Source organism: Mycolicibacterium rutilum (genome assembly GCF_900108565.1).
Classification (GTDB): domain Bacteria; phylum Actinomycetota; class Actinomycetes; order Mycobacteriales; family Mycobacteriaceae; genus Mycobacterium; species Mycobacterium rutilum.
Genome location: NZ_LT629971.1, coordinates 1,212,974 through 1,228,591, shown reverse-complemented (window position 1 = coordinate 1,228,591; position 15,618 = coordinate 1,212,974). Strand labels below are relative to the sequence as shown.

General features: G+C 65.3%; 16 protein-coding genes. 10 read left to right on the top strand and 6 right to left on the bottom strand.

The annotated features are described in order from the left end of the window. Nucleotides 1-7: 7 nt before the first annotated feature. Complete coding sequence (locus BLW81_RS05940; RefSeq protein WP_083406415.1) at nt 8-766, bottom strand: SDR family oxidoreductase; 759 nt, start codon at nt 764-766, stop codon at nt 8-10. A gap of 353 nt (nt 767-1,119) precedes the next feature. Between BLW81_RS05940 and BLW81_RS05935 the strand changes: the two genes are divergently transcribed. Further along, nucleotides 1,120-3,858, top strand: a complete 2,739-nt coding sequence (locus BLW81_RS05935) for a helix-turn-helix transcriptional regulator (RefSeq protein ID WP_083406414.1) — start codon at nt 1,120-1,122, stop codon at nt 3,856-3,858. An 82-nt stretch (nt 3,859-3,940) separates the two neighbouring features. On the opposite strand, the gene BLW81_RS05930 is transcribed toward BLW81_RS05935, so the two are convergent. Beyond that, nucleotides 3,941-5,167: a cytochrome P450 family protein gene (locus BLW81_RS05930; protein ID WP_083406413.1), complete on the bottom strand. Its 1,227-nt coding sequence runs from the start codon at nt 5,165-5,167 to the stop codon at nt 3,941-3,943. 164 nt (nt 5,168-5,331) lie between these two features. Between BLW81_RS05930 and BLW81_RS05925 the strand changes: the two genes are divergently transcribed. Then, nucleotides 5,332-5,787, top strand: coding sequence for a MarR family winged helix-turn-helix transcriptional regulator (locus BLW81_RS05925; protein ID WP_235632198.1), 456 nt, complete (start codon nt 5,332-5,334; stop codon nt 5,785-5,787). Between the two features lie 11 nt (nt 5,788-5,798). Then, nucleotides 5,799-6,602, top strand: coding sequence for an NAD-dependent epimerase/dehydratase family protein (locus BLW81_RS05920; protein ID WP_235632197.1), 804 nt, complete (start codon nt 5,799-5,801; stop codon nt 6,600-6,602). A 54-nt stretch (nt 6,603-6,656) separates the two neighbouring features. Here the strand turns inward: BLW81_RS05920 and BLW81_RS05915 are convergent, their stop codons facing one another. Then, nucleotides 6,657-7,268: a TetR/AcrR family transcriptional regulator gene (locus BLW81_RS05915; RefSeq protein ID WP_083406410.1), complete on the bottom strand. Its 612-nt coding sequence runs from the start codon at nt 7,266-7,268 to the stop codon at nt 6,657-6,659. An 86-nt stretch (nt 7,269-7,354) separates the two neighbouring features. Here BLW81_RS05915 and BLW81_RS05910 point away from each other — a divergent pair, with 86 nt between their 5' ends. Next, the gene (locus BLW81_RS05910) at nt 7,355-8,515 is read left to right on the top strand and encodes an aromatic ring-hydroxylating oxygenase subunit alpha (protein WP_235632291.1); all 1,161 of its coding nucleotides are present in this window, start codon (nt 7,355-7,357) and stop codon (nt 8,513-8,515) included. 125 nt (nt 8,516-8,640) lie between these two features. Here BLW81_RS05910 and BLW81_RS05905 read toward each other — a convergent pair whose 3' ends face one another. The 3 genes from BLW81_RS05905 to BLW81_RS29765 all read right to left on the bottom strand — a co-directional run bounded on the left by BLW81_RS05905 (nt 8,641) and on the right by BLW81_RS29765 (nt 10,599). Beyond that, entirely contained in the window at nt 8,641-9,405 is a 765-nt protein-coding gene (locus tag BLW81_RS05905) for a DUF1906 domain-containing protein (RefSeq protein WP_083406408.1), read from the bottom strand. A 137-nt stretch (nt 9,406-9,542) separates the two neighbouring features. Next, nucleotides 9,543-10,010, bottom strand: coding sequence for a MarR family winged helix-turn-helix transcriptional regulator (locus BLW81_RS05900; protein ID WP_083406407.1), 468 nt, complete (start codon nt 10,008-10,010; stop codon nt 9,543-9,545). Between the two features lie 130 nt (nt 10,011-10,140). Continuing rightward, the gene (locus tag BLW81_RS29765) at nt 10,141-10,599 is read right to left on the bottom strand and encodes an amidohydrolase family protein (protein WP_083406406.1); all 459 of its coding nucleotides are present in this window, start codon (nt 10,597-10,599) and stop codon (nt 10,141-10,143) included. Nucleotides 10,600-10,614: 15 nt separating this feature from the next. Here BLW81_RS29765 and BLW81_RS05890 point away from each other — a divergent pair, with 15 nt between their 5' ends. From BLW81_RS05890 to BLW81_RS05865, 6 genes are all read left to right on the top strand, one after another. Beyond that, the gene (locus tag BLW81_RS05890; RefSeq protein ID WP_157897603.1) at nt 10,615-11,802 is read left to right on the top strand and encodes a sensor histidine kinase; all 1,188 of its coding nucleotides are present in this window, start codon (nt 10,615-10,617) and stop codon (nt 11,800-11,802) included. 85 nt (nt 11,803-11,887) lie between these two features. After that, nucleotides 11,888-12,955 (top strand): NAD(P)-dependent alcohol dehydrogenase, encoded by a 1,068-nt coding sequence (locus tag BLW81_RS05885; protein WP_083406404.1) that lies wholly within the window; start codon nt 11,888-11,890, stop codon nt 12,953-12,955. A 23-nt stretch (nt 12,956-12,978) separates the two neighbouring features. Next, nucleotides 12,979-13,770, top strand: a complete 792-nt coding sequence (locus BLW81_RS05880) for an alpha/beta hydrolase (protein WP_083406403.1) — start codon at nt 12,979-12,981, stop codon at nt 13,768-13,770. 77 nt (nt 13,771-13,847) lie between these two features. Beyond that, on the top strand, nt 13,848-14,483 hold the full coding sequence (locus BLW81_RS05875) for a type 1 glutamine amidotransferase domain-containing protein (RefSeq protein ID WP_197680357.1): 636 nt from the start codon (nt 13,848-13,850) through the stop codon (nt 14,481-14,483). Continuing rightward, the gene (locus BLW81_RS05870; RefSeq protein WP_083406401.1) at nt 14,480-14,791 is read left to right on the top strand and encodes a putative quinol monooxygenase; all 312 of its coding nucleotides are present in this window, start codon (nt 14,480-14,482) and stop codon (nt 14,789-14,791) included. Before BLW81_RS05875 ends, BLW81_RS05870 begins: the two co-directional genes overlap by 4 nt. Then, nucleotides 14,788-15,597: a VOC family protein gene (locus BLW81_RS05865; protein WP_083406400.1), complete on the top strand. Its 810-nt coding sequence runs from the start codon at nt 14,788-14,790 to the stop codon at nt 15,595-15,597. The genes BLW81_RS05870 and BLW81_RS05865 overlap by 4 nt, the downstream gene beginning before the upstream one ends. The last annotated feature ends 21 nt before the right edge of the window (nt 15,598-15,618 follow it).

The following is a 15,618-nucleotide window of genomic DNA, read 5'->3' as shown; positions in this document are numbered from 1 at the left end:
GGGCGGATCAGCGGCGCGTCAGCCAGTCGGTCAGCCGCAGGGTGCCGAGCTCGGCCTCGTCGTCGGTGACGAGTGTCGTGTAGTCGATCTCCAGCCCGCTATAGGTTGCCGATGGGTCGTCGACGACGGTGAGCATCCGGCTCTGGTGGCGCAGGACGGCGCGGGCCATGTCGGAGAAAGTCATCTTCTGCGGGCCTCCGACGTTGTGAATGGTGTTGAGCGGCTGGCTAACCGCGATGCGGGCCAGGATTGCAGTGACCTCGACAGAGTCGATAGGTTGAATGAGTGCCTCCGGGGCGCGCACTTCCTCGCCGATGATCAGGGATTCGGTGATGGGTTCAGCCAGCTCGTGGAACTGTGTGGCTCGCAGGACCGTCCATGGGAGCCCCGAGGACTCGGCCGCGTTCTCCTGAGCGACCTTGCCGCGGATGTATCCGGCTTCGGCGGCCATCTCGTCTGCGCCGACGATGGACAGCACGACGTAGTGTCCGACGCCGGCTTTGGCGGCCGCAGCGGAGAGGGTGGCCGCGGCTTGTTTGAAGAAAGCTTCGGAGGAGTCGTCGGGTGCGGCGGAATTGATCACGTCGATGACAACTTCAGCTTCAGCAAGGGCGTCGTCGAGGCCCTGCCCGGTGAACAGATCTACACCGGTTCTACGGGAGGCTGCGGTGACGTCGTGGCCTCGGTTGCCTAGCAGGGAAACGAGCTGGCGGCCGATCTGGCCGGTCGCGCCGATGACGGTGATCTTTTTCGTTGGCGTGGTCATCGCCGTGCTGCCTCTCTCGTCAGTGAAGCGGTTGGCTTGGATGTTCAGCCCGCGGCCAGCCTGGCATCGTGCGCGACATCGCGGCTGTTAGCGGGCACGCTTTGAACGCTGCCAGTTGGGCACCGTTGCGCGCCCCCCGGAAAACCCCCGGGGTTTGAACGTCGGCTCCAGGGGTGCCGGACTGCAGCGATATTAGGGTTGGGTGCGACGTTCGACGGGCTACCAAGCCGTCGGGCGGACACGGCGAGTGCGCGTGCGCCGCCGCAGTGAGAAGGGATGTCCGCGAAGGTGTGCGCAGGATGGCCGGACCGCCCCGCTGATGGCCGATTCCCGGCATCGGTGGGGAGCGACCTGTGAGCGGAGACATTCTGCGTGGCCGAGCGGCGGAGTGGTCCCGCTTGCAGAAGTTGTTGGAGTCCGCGCGCGCCGGGACCAGTGCGGTGGTGGTGTTGCGCGGAGAGGCCGGTATCGGCAAGACCGCCCTCATCGAACACCTGGTGTCCGCCGCGTCCGAGGTTCGTGTACTGCGCACCGCAGGTGTGGAGTCGGATATGGAGCTGCCGTTCGCTGGTGTGCACCGCCTCATCTCCCCTCTGACCGCGGGCATAGCGGCGCTGCCGGATCCGCAGCGCCGGGCGTTGGACATCGCATTCGGTCAGACTTCGGGACCGACGCCGAATAGGTTTCTCGTCGGCCTGGCGGTTTTGGGCTTGATTGCCACCGCGTCGCTGGACTCCCCGGTGTTGTGCATCGTGGACGACGCGCAGTGGCTGGACCAGGTGTCGGCGCAGACGCTGAGTTTCGTGGCGCGGCGTCTTTTGGCCGAACGCGTGATGGTGTTGTTCGCGTCGCGTGAGTCGACGGTCGAACTGCATGGACTACCCGAACTGACGGTCTCGGGACTGGCGGTGCCCGATGCTCGCGAACTCTTCGACTCGGCGCTGCTCGGGCGCATCGATGTGCGAGTGCGTGACCGCATTGTCGCCGAGGCGCGCGGAAACCCGCTCGCGCTGTTGGAGTCTGTGCGTGATCTGGCGTCGGCGGACCTGGCCGGCGGTTACCACCTACCCGACGCGCATTCGGTGGCCGCGACAGTGGAGTCGCGATACCGGCAACGTATGTCGACGCTGTGCGACGATGCCCGGTTGCTGTTGACGCTGGCAGCAGCCGAGCCGGTCGGAGATCCCGCTCTGCTCACCCGCGCTGCGGCGCGTCTGGGGATCGAGGCGGCGGCGTTCACCGCATTGCGCGCCACCGGGTTGATCGACATCGACTCGCGGGTGCGCTTCCGTCACCCGCTGGTGCGTTCGGTGGCCTACCGCGACGCCGCCGCGGACCGACGACAACGAGCGCACGCCGCGCTCGCGGAGAGTATCGACGCCGCGGCCGATCCCGACCGGCGCGCCTGGCATCGCGCATTCGCCGCTTCCGGGCCCGACGAGTCGGTCGCCGCGGAACTGGTTCGAGCAGCTGAACGCGCCCAGCAACGCGGCGGGATCGCGGCTGCCGCAGCTTTTCTCACGCGGGCGTTCGAACTGACACCGGATCCGACTCGGCGCGGTATCAGGGCTCTGCAGGCGGCACAGGCCAAGCGTCGCGCAGCGGATTTCGACGCCGCCACGGAGCTCGTCGCCGCAGCGGCACTCGCGCCGCTCGACGACCTCGACGACGCCCGGCGACTGCATCTGGCAATTCAGTTGGCATTTCACCGCCGCCGTGCCAACCAGTACGGCCCTCCGCTGGCCGTACACGCGGCCTCGATGGTCAAGGCAGCTCAGCGGCTGGCGCCCCTGGACGCCGACGAAGCTGATCAGGCGTTCTTGGAGGCCCTCTGCGGGCTGGTTTACGCCGGACGCGGGAGCGAGCCCGCCGCATTGGCTGAAATCGCCCGCGCGACAGTGCGCCATCGCGATGACAGCGGCACTGCACAGCCGGTCGGGTTTCTCGCCCAGGGCCTCGCGCGACGAGTGATATCCGACGCCGCAACGGCGGTGGCGGCGATGCGCGCCGCGGTCTCGACCATCACCGAGCACAGTTGGCAGTGGGAGGCCTTCCCACTGGCGCTTGAGGTGACCGTGCACGAAATCTGGGACGACGACGCCTGGGAACGGCTCTCGGCGATCGCGGTGCGCTTGGCGACCGACACCGCCGTCCTGCAGATCCTGCCTACCGCGCTCCTCAGCCGCGCCGGGGCGAAGGTCATGGCCGGCGACCTGGCAGCCGCGCGGCTGTTGATCGCCGAAGCCGAGGACGTATCCGCGGCAATCGGTTACGCGCCGTTGCAGTACCACAAGCTGACCTTGGCGTCGTGGGCCGGTGACGAGGCGCAGACCATAGCGATGGCCGAGGCCGCGTTGCGCGACGGTGTGCAGCGCGGCGAGAACCGAACGATCGCGCTGGCCGCGTACGCGATCGGTGTCCTCAACAACGGGCTGGGCCGGTATGAAGCCGCTTTGGCGGCCCTGCAACCCGCTTGTGGATACGACGATCTCGGTATTGCCGGCTGGAATCTCACTGAACTCGTCGAATGTGCTACGCGCGCTGGGCAGTTTGACTCGGCCGCCGACGCCCTCGCCAAATTGCAAGCACGAACCCGCGCCGCCGGCACGCCGTGGGCTTTGGGCGTCTGTGCCCGCAGCGCGGCGTTACTGGCCGACGATGCCGACGCCGAATCACTCTACCGCGCAGCCATCGAGCACCTCGGTCGAAGCCGTGTGAAGGTGCAGCTCGCACGCGCGCACCTCCTTTACGGTGAGTGGCTTCGACGGAAGAGCCGCCGCAACGATGCTCGCGGACACTTGCGCCTCGCGCACGAGATGCTCACACAGTTCGGGGTGCACGCGTATGCCGACAGAGCCGGCCGCGAGCTGCTGTTGATAGGTGAGAACACCGCTAAGCGCGCACGCACCGGTACTGCATTGACCCCTCAGGAGACTCAGGTCGCCGAGCTGGCCGCGGCCGGGCTCACCAATAGCGAGATCGGATCGCAGCTTTTCATCAGCGCCCACACCGTCGAATGGCATCTAAGCAACGTCTACGCCAAACTCGCCATCAAATCTCGCCGCCAGTTGCGCACCGTCGAACTGCGCTGATCGAGTCTCTTGGGTCGGCCGCATGCCGAACTCGTCGCTGTGGTCGAAATTCGAAAGAGCCGAGTGCGTGGGCGCAGCTCGTTCAGCGGTGGTCACCGATGTCGACAGGCAGGCTCACCAGGCCGCGCATCAACGTGCTCGGGCGGTACGTCAGCGGTTCATCGGCGGCCAGTGCGATGTGGCTAAAGCGCGACAGCAGCGCATTGAGCGCGATCTCGCCTTCCATCCGCGCCAGCGGCGCCCCGAGGCAGTGGTGGATGCCGTGGCCGAACGCGAGATGACGGTTGTCCGTGCGGAAGACGTCGAAACTGTCGGGCTGGTCGAACTGCGCGTCGTCGTGATTGGCACCCAGTAGCGCGATGATCACCAGTTCACGGGACGGGATTTCGATATCGCCGACGCGGACCGGCTCAGCGGTGAAGCGCGCGGTCGCGGTGTTGAGCGGGCTGTCGAACCGCAGCATCTCCTCGATCGCGGAGGGAATCAGCGATCTGTCGGCGCGTACGGCCGCGAGCTGAGTTGGGTTCCGCAACAACGCCAGTACTCCGTTGGCGATCAGGTTCACTGTGGTCTCGTAGCCCGCGACGATCAACAGGAACACCGTCCCCAGTAGTTCCTCTTCGGTCAGGCGATCACCGTCGTCACGCAGATTGACCAGATGGCCGAGCATGTCGCGCACCGGTTCCGTCCGCTTGGCGGCGACGATCGACTGCAGGAGCAGCGTCAGCTCCTGCTGCGCGCGGTACATCTCGTCCGGAGCGCTGGTGTCGAGGATCGGCAGCATGAGCGAGCAGAACCGTTCGCGCGATTCCTCGGGTACACCCAGCAGTTCGCTGATCACGCGCAGCGGAAGCGGCTGCGCGAACGACTGCATGAGATCGACCCGTCCCGGTACCTGACGGCTCAGCGCGTCGAGCAAGTCGTCGGCGACACCTTCGATCGCCGGGCGTAACGCGCGCACCGCATGTGCCGTGAACGCCGCGGTGACGAGACGGCGTAACCGCGTGTGGTCAGGCGGATCTCGGAACAACATGTTGTCACCCACAACCGAGCCGATGGTGGTGGTGCTCGGAGGAAAGAGACTGCTGGCGGTCGGGCCGTGCTTCTTCAACCGGGGATCGGTGAGCAACCTTCGTGCCTCGGCATAGCTTGTGACCATCCAGACGTCCACTTCGCCCCATATCCGTACCCGGTGGACCGCGCCGCGGCGCCGCAGCTCGGCGTACACCGCGTGAGGATCCTGATAAAACGATTCACCCAGAATGAACGGGGTCTGCCCGAGTTGATCGCCGATCGGCTGCACGCTCATGACGCCATCCTGGCGACGCTGAAAAGTGCTGCCCAGGCAGTGCTTTTCCTAGCACCAGGAGTGCTACCTGCAGAAGCTGCCTCCGAAATCCGTCGAAACACGACGTCGCCTGTCGATTGCGCCGGGCTCTTGACAGTTTGTCTGCTAGCAGACAGTATTGTCTGGTGGCTGACAAAATTGCTGCGGCTCAGCACGACACGATCGGCGCGTGGACCAAGCGGTGTTATCTCGCAGGGCGTGCAGCCATGGAGGACGCGCTCCGGCCCTACGGACTCGGGGCCACCCAGTGGTATGTGCTGTACCAACTCGTGAACGCCGGACCTACTCGGCAACGTGATCTGCAGCGCATCCTGCAGGTCGAACGCGCGACGCTGAGTGCAGTCGTCATCGCCCTGGTACGCAAGAAGCTCGTCGAGCAGGTCCCGGACAGTGTCGATCAGCGACAGAAGCTGTTGCGCCTGACCGAAATTGGTGAAGTGCTGTGGAGTGATCTGCCAGACCTGACCCGAATACATGCGGTCGCTTTCGACGGCATCGACGCCGATGACGTCGAAACTGCGCTGCGGGTGCTACGAACCGCAACCGAGCGACTCGAACAACGGCAACGAACGGAACAGTGATGACAATTCTGGTGACCGGTGCGACCGGATTGGTGGGTGCGCGGTTACTGCCGCGCCTCGTCGAAGACGGCTACGACTGCCGCGCGTTGGTGCGTCGACGCGGAGTGGTGTCTCCCGGCGTGCAGGAGGTGGTCGGCGACCTGTTCGATGGCGAGTCGCTGGCAGCCGCTGTCCGCGGTGTCGAGGCAATCGTCCATCTCGCGGCGGCGTTTCGCACAGGCGACACCGACCTGATCTGGAAGATAAACCGCGATGGCACAGCCAATCTCATCGCCGCGGCGCAAGAGCATGCCTCCGAGGTGCGTTTCGTCATGGCGAGCACTGCGCACGTCTACGGCGCGGAGAGCGCGCGTCCGGGCCGTGAGGACGACGCCACCGACCCGAAACAGGCGTACCCGGCGAGCAAGCTTGCCGCCGAGAACGCCCTGCGCAGTAGCGGTCTGACATGGACGGTCCAGCGTTACGGCTTCGTCTACGGTGACGGCGATGGTCACCTGGAAGCGCTGCCGGGTCACGCCGCCGACGCCGGCTTGCATCCAGCGCAGCGGATGAGCCTGGTTCATCACCGCGACGTCGCGACCGCGACCCGCCTCGCACTCGCCGGAGCATTCGACGGCCGCATCGTCAACATCACCGACGAGGCGCCGACGTCACTGTACGAGCTCGTCGCGCTTGCCTGCGGCACCATGAACCCGTCGTCGCACGCGCTGGAGCATCCCTGGCATCTACAGATGGACGGTGCGCTGGCACGCCGGCTCGGCTTCCGGCCCACCCTGCGCACCATCCACCACGCTGTCGAACAGCAAGCGATGTGACCGTCTCACCAGGCCCACACACAGTCGACCGCCCGCGGCTCCAGGCCGACTCGATCAATGGACTGCGGCGCGGCAGTGTGCCTGTACCGCCGGCGCGATCCAATCGTGGAGGTACGTGCGCAGATCGGTCCCGTGGCGTGGGGGCCTGCCGGGGTCGATGATCAGTGACTGCAGCGTCCGCAGCATGAACTCGACGAGTTCGGTCAGGGTGGTGTCGTCGAATCCGCTTCCGCGCCAGTCGACGTTGAATCGGTTCAGGATGGACCGTCCGAAGGTGATGGCGATCTCGCCGGTGACGCCCGCGGTGAACGCGCTGGCCTTGCCCGGCTGCATCACCATGCCGAGGTAGCGGTCGTGTGGCAGTTGTTCGAGGGTGAAGGCGATGCCCTCGACCACGGCGTCGGTCGGTGCCGTGTACGTCTGCAGGTGTACAGCGAGGTTGTCGAGGAAGGCCGACACCGCGGACATGGCCGTGGCGCGCAACAGCGCCTCCAGATTCGGGAAGTACCGGTACAAGGTGGGCCGGGTGATGCCGAGGTCTTCGGCGACCCGCGACACATTGACCGTTCCGTCTTCGTCGATCACCCGCCGCGCGGCCGCCACGATGCGCGCGATGGCCTCCTCGTCATCGGCTGGAATGTCGCCGGCCCACCCATGTCTGCGCACCTCTTGACTTTACAGTAATGGCCACCTGTATCGTCTGCTCTACCAGTGATCACCGTGCGTGAGGAGCATCTGCAGTGACCTCGACGATCGACCCCGTGACGAGTGGTCAAGATGAAGCGCTCACGCGTCGGGCACTGCGCCTCGCCCTCGACAAGACCACCAACATGGCCGAGCGCGAACTGCGCGTCCCGCTGCACTACTACCGCGATCCGAAGCTCACCGAGATCGAAGAGTCGCAGATCCTGCGACGGGTGCCGCTGGCCGTCCTGCCCTCCGCGCAGATCCCGAACGCCAATGACTACGTGGTGCGATCCGTGCTTGGGGACTCGCTGCTGATAACCCGCGACCGCGATGGGGCCAGTCATGTGTTCCTCAACTACTGCCGGCACCGGGGAGCCATGCCCGCCTGCGGAGCCGGTAACGCCTCACGGTTCACCTGCCCCTACCACGCGTGGACCTACCGCAACACCGGCGAGTTGCTCACCGTGCCCGGCAGCAGCGGCTTCGATTCGATGAACAAAGCGGACTACGGGCTCGTCGAGCTGCCCAGTCAGGAACGGCACGGATTCATCTGGGCTGTGCTCAGCGCTGACGCCGCGATCGACGTCGATGCCCACCTCGGCGCCATGGGACCCGAACTGGCGCAGTTCAATTACGCGTCGTACGGCTATCACACCGACCGCGAATTCGAATCCGAGGTGTCCTGGAAGGGAGCCCTGGAGGCCTTCGCCGAGGCCTACCACTTCCCATTCGTCCACGGAGACAGCGTGATCGGGCAGAACACCCTCGCCAACACCTCGGTGCACGACGAATTCGGCATGCACCACCGGATGGGGTTTCCGTTCAACTGGATCGTCAACCTCGAGGCGGATCCTTCCGGTAGTTGGGACCCCTCGGCCAACATGGGCCTGATCTACTGGATCTACCCGAACCTGATATTGGCCAACAGCCCGGTCGGTGTGGAGATCATCGACATCCTGCCCGCAGGCGCGCCCACGCGGTGCACGGTCAAGCACAGTTGGATGGGCAAGGTACCGGCCATCAACGACGAGATGCGCGCGGCCTACGACCAGGTGTACGAAAGCGTCCATGCCGCCGTTCGCGACGAGGATTTCGCCATGCTGCCCCAATGCGGGCAGGGCGTCCGCCACGGCCAGCACGATCACATGATCATCGGCCGCAACGAAATCGGCGTACAACACATGATCCGGGTCTTCGCCCAGGAGCTCGGCGTAGCGCTGGAATGACGCCGGGGATGATGTTCAGTTCTGTGCTGAATCGGGTTCGGCCGCGTCAACCGCGGTTGATCCTGAATCCGACACCATCTGTTGGAGAGACTCGCGAGGCGCCATTTCCTAGCGCGACGCCCGCGTCATGGATGGAAGTTCCACTGGCCGCAGTCCTGGGCCAGGACGTCGTTGACGTCGACGCGGATGCCGCCGACCACCGGTCCCGGGTTCGAGGCGGTGTCGATGATGCGTTGGTACAGAACGGCGGCCGGGTAGATCTGACCGTTCGACCAAGACCGGGTCTGCCAGGCCCATACGTGTCCGGGCGAGCCTGACCTGCCGATGACCCCGTCGGCGGCGGCCCACTGGCACGCCTTGATCCCGCCGTAGATCCCTGTTCGCTGTACTCCGATCACGGAATTGATCCCGCGGAACCAGGGCAGCACCGTGTTGAGCCAGGCCTGGCGGTCGATGTCGTCGTCGACGCTGAAGAAGATCGGTGCACTACGACCACCCCCCGCGGCGATGTGGTGATGCCAGCCGGTGCGGGCGTCGTCGACGCCGCCGGCGTACCCGCGGGTGAAGTCCGACGGCGCCGTGCCGCCCGGCTTGCCGTACTGGTAGTTGCTGACGATCACCAGACCGGCGGCGTTCAACGACCGGGCGTAAGGCAGCGTGATCGGTTTGGCGCCGAAAGACGACCCCGGCCGCGAGGTGGAGACGTAATTTATCACCCCGGCGTGGCCGGCGGCCCGGATGTCCTGCGCCGGGATCTGCCGCATCGCATAGTCGATCAAAGTGGGGCGGCCGGCCGCGGCCGCCGAGCCGCTTGCCGCTGCCGCACCGAGGCCGGCGATCCCCGACAGCGTCGCGGCGTAGCGCAGCGCGTCACGCCGAGATACCTGCACCGCGCGAAGTTACCAAAGTGACAGTTGTGAATGGGGGAACCTCAGGCTCGGATGCGGGTTCGTGTCCGATTCGTTGCGTCACAACCGGTCCCGGGCCGGCCGTACTCAGGTCCCTATCCTGCGGGCCACGCCCGCCCCTATGCCGTGCCGTCGATGATCTCGGCCAGCCGGCGAAGTTGACACGCCAGCTCGACCCGCTCGTCAGGTGTGAAGGCGGCATAGGCGCTGGCCTGGGTCGCTCGCCGGTTGGCGCGAAGTCGCGTCAGCAGCTTCGCTCCGGTATCCGTCAGGTGGACCAGTACCTTGCGTTCGTCCGTTCGGGACCGCTCGCGCACGACGTGCCCCTTGGCCTCGAGCTGTTGGATCATCCGCGTTGCATTGGGCGTGCTCACATTCGCAGCTGCGGCGAGCTGTCCGACGGTGAGTGCTTCCCCCGCGACCAACGGCTCGAGGAACGTCAGCTGAGCGAGTGAGAGCCCGCCGGTAGCAGCTGGATTGCCGCGGGCCCGGCGCATCGACAGGAAGAGCTGGTCAGCGGCTTCGCCGAGTTCGTCGACGCCGGTGTCGTCGCGAGCCGGCATCTTTTTCGGCCGCTTGCCTCCCATACGGGAAGAGCATAGGCCTCCGCACCGTTATCAAGATAGTCATTAACAAGATAAGTAAGGACGATGCCATGGATCCGAATCGAATCGACGTCCATCACCACGTGGTTCCGCCGTTCTATCAGCAGTGGCTTCATACGCACGGCGAATCCGCGGGCGGTCGCGCGATCCCCGACTGGAGCGCAGCCGACTCGCTTCGCCTCATGGACGAGATCGGTGTCGAAACCGCGATCCTGTCCGTGTCGACGCCGGGTGTGGAGCCCGCCGCGGTGGACCGACGGCCCTCGCTGGCCAGGGAACTGAACGAGTTCTGCGCCAGCGTTGTTCGAGCTGACCCGACGCGCTTCGGCTTCTGGGCGACCGTCACCTTGCCGGACGTCGACGGTGCGTTGAAGACCACGGCGCCGCGTCGATCCAACTCTTCGAGCAGCGGGTCGAAGCGCCGATCACCAAGATAGGTGCCCTCCGAGTTCGCCAAGACGACGACGCCGTCGGCGCGCAGTTCATCGAGGGCGTAGGTCGCTTCGGTCAGACCTCGCAACGCGGCGCGTACTTCGGAGCATGGAATGCCTACGTATCCGGCGCCGCTCAACGGTACGAGGTGTCGGTGCGCCTGACTCGCGAATCTGAGCTGTTCGTCCTCGCTGCAACGGACTTCGCGCACTTCATGAAGGCGCAGTTCCCCATCGCGGTGCACCTGATCGGCGGACACGTCCTGGGTGGGATGCGACAACAGCAGCTGCTCAGTCAGCGGCTACGCCTGCTGGGACTCGGCGCCATCACCGCGGGGCTGACCCATCAGCTCAACAACCCTGCCGCGGCGATCGACCGAGCGACAGCTGAACTCTGTGACAGCGTCACCGCCATCAGGAAACACGTCGATGACCTGGCCGCAGCGCAGACCGGGCCCGAGGCCATCGCCATCGTGCACATGGTGCAGCAGGCGGTCCGGGATACTGGCGCCGGCACAGAGACCCCGATGCCCCGCGCGTCGCTGGACATCGCCGACCGCGAGGATGCGGTCTGCGCATTGGTCGAGCAACGCGGCCTGCGTGACGGCCCTGAGTTCGCAGCGGTGTTCGCCGAGTCCGCGCTCGAGATCGAGTGGTTGACAATCCTGCTCGCGCGCATCGCTGAGCGCTCTGCACCTGACCGGTGCACCACCCATCAGCAGCATGCGCTGGACTGGCTGCGGTGCTTGATTCGCACCGACGCCTGCATCTCGGAGGTCACCAACTCGAGTCGGCGAATCTCGGCGTTGCTGACCAGCGCCGAGCGGTACTCACAGATGGATCGTGGCGACTACCAGCTCGCCGATGTCCACGACCTGCTGGACAGCACCCTGACGGTGTGCGCACCGCAGATGCAGCGGGCCAGCATCACCGTTCGGCGCCAATGGGATCTGTCTCTACCGAAGATCCACTGCTACGCAGGGGATCTGAACCAGGTCTGGACGAACCTCTTCGACAACGCCGTCGATGCCATGGGCATGTCCGGAACGCTGACGGTCCGGACGGCCTTGGCGGACGACGACAGGGTTGCGGTCACCATCGCCGACGACGGCGACGGGATAGGTGACGACATCATCGAGCACATCTTCGCGCCGTTCTTCACGACCAAAACCGCCGAGCGCAATGCCGGCTTGGGACTGGACTTGGTATGGCGAATCGTCCAACGACATCGGGGGAGCGTGTCGGTCACCTCGACGCCCGGCCGAACGGAGTTCACGGTGACACTGCCACTCCAGGCGCCTGCACCGGAGATCCCGCTCTCATGTCACCGCACCGCGCACTGACCGCCGGCTTCACTATCTGTCCACTGTCACTCCACAGCACCTACTTAGCGTTCAGTCAGACGCAGCATCCAACGAAAGAGGCACCATGAAGATGAAAGCCGCTCGTATTCACGAGTTCAAAAAGCCCCTCGAGATCGACGAGATTCCGGTCCCCGATCCCGGCCCGAACCAGGTTCTGCTCAAGGTCTCGGCAACCGGCATGTGCCGCAGCGACTTTCAACTACTTGACGGATACTTCGCGGCAGGGTTACCCGTGGACCTGCCGTTTACTCCCGGCCACGAAGTAGCGGGAACCATCGCCGCGCTCGGCCGCGGTGTACCGCAGGACGTTGACCTGGGCGAAGGGGATCTCGTCATCGTCGATCCGAACTGGGGCGACGGAACCTGCCGGCAGTGCAACGAGGGCAATCAGCAGCTGTGCAGCAATGGGCAGTTGGTCGGCTTCGGCCCCAACGGCGGGTTCGCCGAGTACATGCTGGCGCCCTACGACCACGTCATCGCGATCCGACAGGCCGGTGCCGAGGCGCAGTATCTCGCCCCCCTCACCGACGCAGGCCTCACCCCTTATCGGGGAATAAAGAAACTGCGCGCCGCCGGCAAACTCGGTCCGGGACGCACACTGGTGGTGAACGGTATCGGCGGGCTCGGCTCCTACGGCGTCCAATACGCGAAGCTGCTCGGCGCGGGCGCCACCGTGATCGCCTTCGCGAGAAGCGACGACAAACTCGCCGTGGCGCGCGACAACGGTGCCGACCACACCGTCAACGTCCGCGGCAAATCCGTGGAGGACGTGCAGAACGAACTGGAGGACCTCACCAACCGTCGTGACGTCGACGCCGTCCTCGACTGCGCCGGATCGCCCGACTCGCTGGGGCTGGCCGCTGCCGTACTCGCCACAGAAGGCGCACTGTCTCAGGTCGGGCTGATGGGAACGAAGGTGGAACTCCCGCTGTTCCCCTTCGTCAGTGGCGAACGGTCCTACTACGGGTCCTTCTGGGGGAATCACAACGATCTCCAAGAAGTCCTCGCACTGGCCAGCCAAGGCAAGATCAAACACAACGTGGTCACAGTGAAACTCGACGACGTCAACGACAACCTCGAAGCGCTCGGCCGCGGTGACATCGTCGGGCGCGCCGTCATCGTCTTCGACTGACCTCGGAAGCAGGGGATTTCACCATGACCGACATCGTCCTCATCCATGGGCTTTGGGTTTCACACACCGCCTGGCAGCCCTGGATCGACCACTTCGCCGCGCAAGGGCACCGCGTGATCGCGCCGGCATGGCCAGGAGAGTTGGATACCGTCACGGCGACACGCGAGAAGGCCAAGGCGCAAGCCGGATACGGCATCGAGGCACTCACCGAGCACTTCGGCGGGATCATCGAAGGCATCGGCGCCCCGACGGTCGTGATCGGCCATTCCTTCGGCGGGCTGATCGCCCAGAAGTTACTCGGCCAGGCCACGGCCGCAGCCGCGGTCGCCATCAACCCGGCGCCGATCAAAGGCGTGAAACCGTTGCCGTGGGCCCAGTTACGGTCGGCGTTTCCCGTTCTCGGCAACCCCCTCAACAAGGGACGCGCGAAGGCATTGACCCGCGCGCAGTGGCGATACGGGTTCGGTAACGCCCTGTCGCAAGACGAATCCGACACCCTGTGGGAGCAGTGGTCCATTCCCTCACCGGGCAAACCGCTGTTCGAGGCCGCCAGCGCGAACTTCGCGCCACGATCCCCGGCCAAGGTCGACACTGCCAACAGTCGGCGAGGTCCGCTGCTGATCACCGGCGGGACCGCCGACCACACCGTGCCGTTGAAGACGGCGCGAGCGGCGCACAGGCTCTACCGCAAGTCGGAGGCGGTCACCGACTTCCACGAATTCGATGGGCGTGGGCACTCGCTGACGATCGACCACGGCTGGCGCGACGTCGCGGACACCGTCCTGTCCTGGATGAAACACCGCGGTGTCAGCTGAGCGTCCATGTCAAACCACTCAAAAGGAGATCCGCCATGACCGTCCCCTACGTACTTTTCGTTGCGACGAACGCCCCCGTGATCGGCCCGCACAACCGCGCGACCGGCTTCTTCTTCCCCGAGATCGCCCACCCCTTCCGGACCCTCGATCGGGCCGGCATCGCTGTGGAATTCGCCTCACCGCTCGGAGGTACACCACCCGAGGACGGGTTCGACGGCACTGACTCCGAGCAGACGGACTTCCTCGACAGCAAGGCGTACCGGAGGCTGTCGCGGAGTCGCAAACTCTCGGAGGTCGACGTGCTGGACTACGACGCGGTGTTCTTTCCAGGCGGCCTCGGGCCGATGGTCGACATCACCGGCAACCCCGAGGTGCAAGGTGTCGTCGTCGCCGCCTGGAACGCCGGGCTGATCGTCTCAGCCGTCTGCCACGGCCCGTCCGCATTCCTCGGGGTCACCCTCGACGACGGCAATCCGTTCGTGAAAGGCCGCAGGCTGACGTCCTTTTCGACTGCGGAAGAAGCCGGTTACGCCGATGAAGACGTGCCGTTCGACCTCGAGACCGCACTGCGGGAGGAGGGCGCGCTGTACGAGTCGACCGATCCCTGGCAGCCCAAGGCGGTCGTCGACGGGCGGCTGATCACCGGCCAGAATCCGCAATCCGGCGGGCTCGTCGGCGAAGCGCTCGTCGAGGCACTCAAGGCCATTGCATGACCGGCCATGCCGATGTTGTCGTCGTCGCGCACTGGTGGACCACCGGGGCGGGCTTGTCGGACGTCCTCACGTTCGCCGCCCAGGCTCGCCCGGCGTCGCTGGCGGAACCGGGCTGCCTGGGTTATGAAGTCCTGCAGGACACCACGGACGCGAACCATCTCGTGCTCGTCGAGCATTACCGTGACGAGGTCGCTCTCGAGGATCACCTCAACTCGCCCCACTATCAGGAGTTGGTCGTGGGGAGTATCCGTCCGTTGCTGACCGACAGGACAGTTGAATTCCTTCGACCTCGCGAAGAGGTCTCATGAATTACGGCATTTCACGCCGCGATGCCATCCGAGTAGCAGGTGGGCTGTCGCTGTCGATGACCGCGCTCGCCGGTTCGGCTGCGTCGGCGGCGGCGACGGGTTCGCGAAATGACGCCCCGCTGGGACTGCGCTTGCAGGGCATCCAGCACTTCGGGGTGACCGTACAGAACATGGATCGGGCATTCGAGTTCTACACGGAGGTCTTGGGTGGAACAGAAGTGTTGCGTGACGGCGACTTCAGGGGCGTGGAGATCCACAACACCATCCTGACCGATCAGGAGATTCTCGCCGCGGAACAGGGCGTCGCGCCCGTGTCGATCGGCGTACCGGACCTCGCCGGGGGCTCTCAGCGGCTCGACGTGCGGTTCGTGCAGTTCGACAACGTCGTCGTCGAACTGCTCCAGTACCGCGATGCCGATCAGCCACAGGGAAGCGGCGAGAGCTTCGCGGAGCCGCGCGACCGCATGAGCCCGGCATATCCACGGAGTATGCACATCTGCTTCCACATCCGCGACGACGTCGACTTCGACAAGTTCATCACCGATCTGGAGGCCGAATGCGCCCGTCGCGGCATGGACCAGGTCAAGGCGAACAGAGTGATCACGGTCCGGACGGAATCCGAACGACGGTCAGCGCCCCAAAGCGCCAACACCATCAAGATCCGGGAGGGCGCATCGAACGGATGGTCGCTCATCTACTGCAAGGGCCCTGAGGGAGAACAACTGGAGTTCGTGCAAGCGCTGGACCCGGTCAAACAGGTCTTTGCGACGGCGAAAGTCGCGCACCTGAAGAAGATGGCGAACTGAACTCTAGTTGTTGATGTTCCT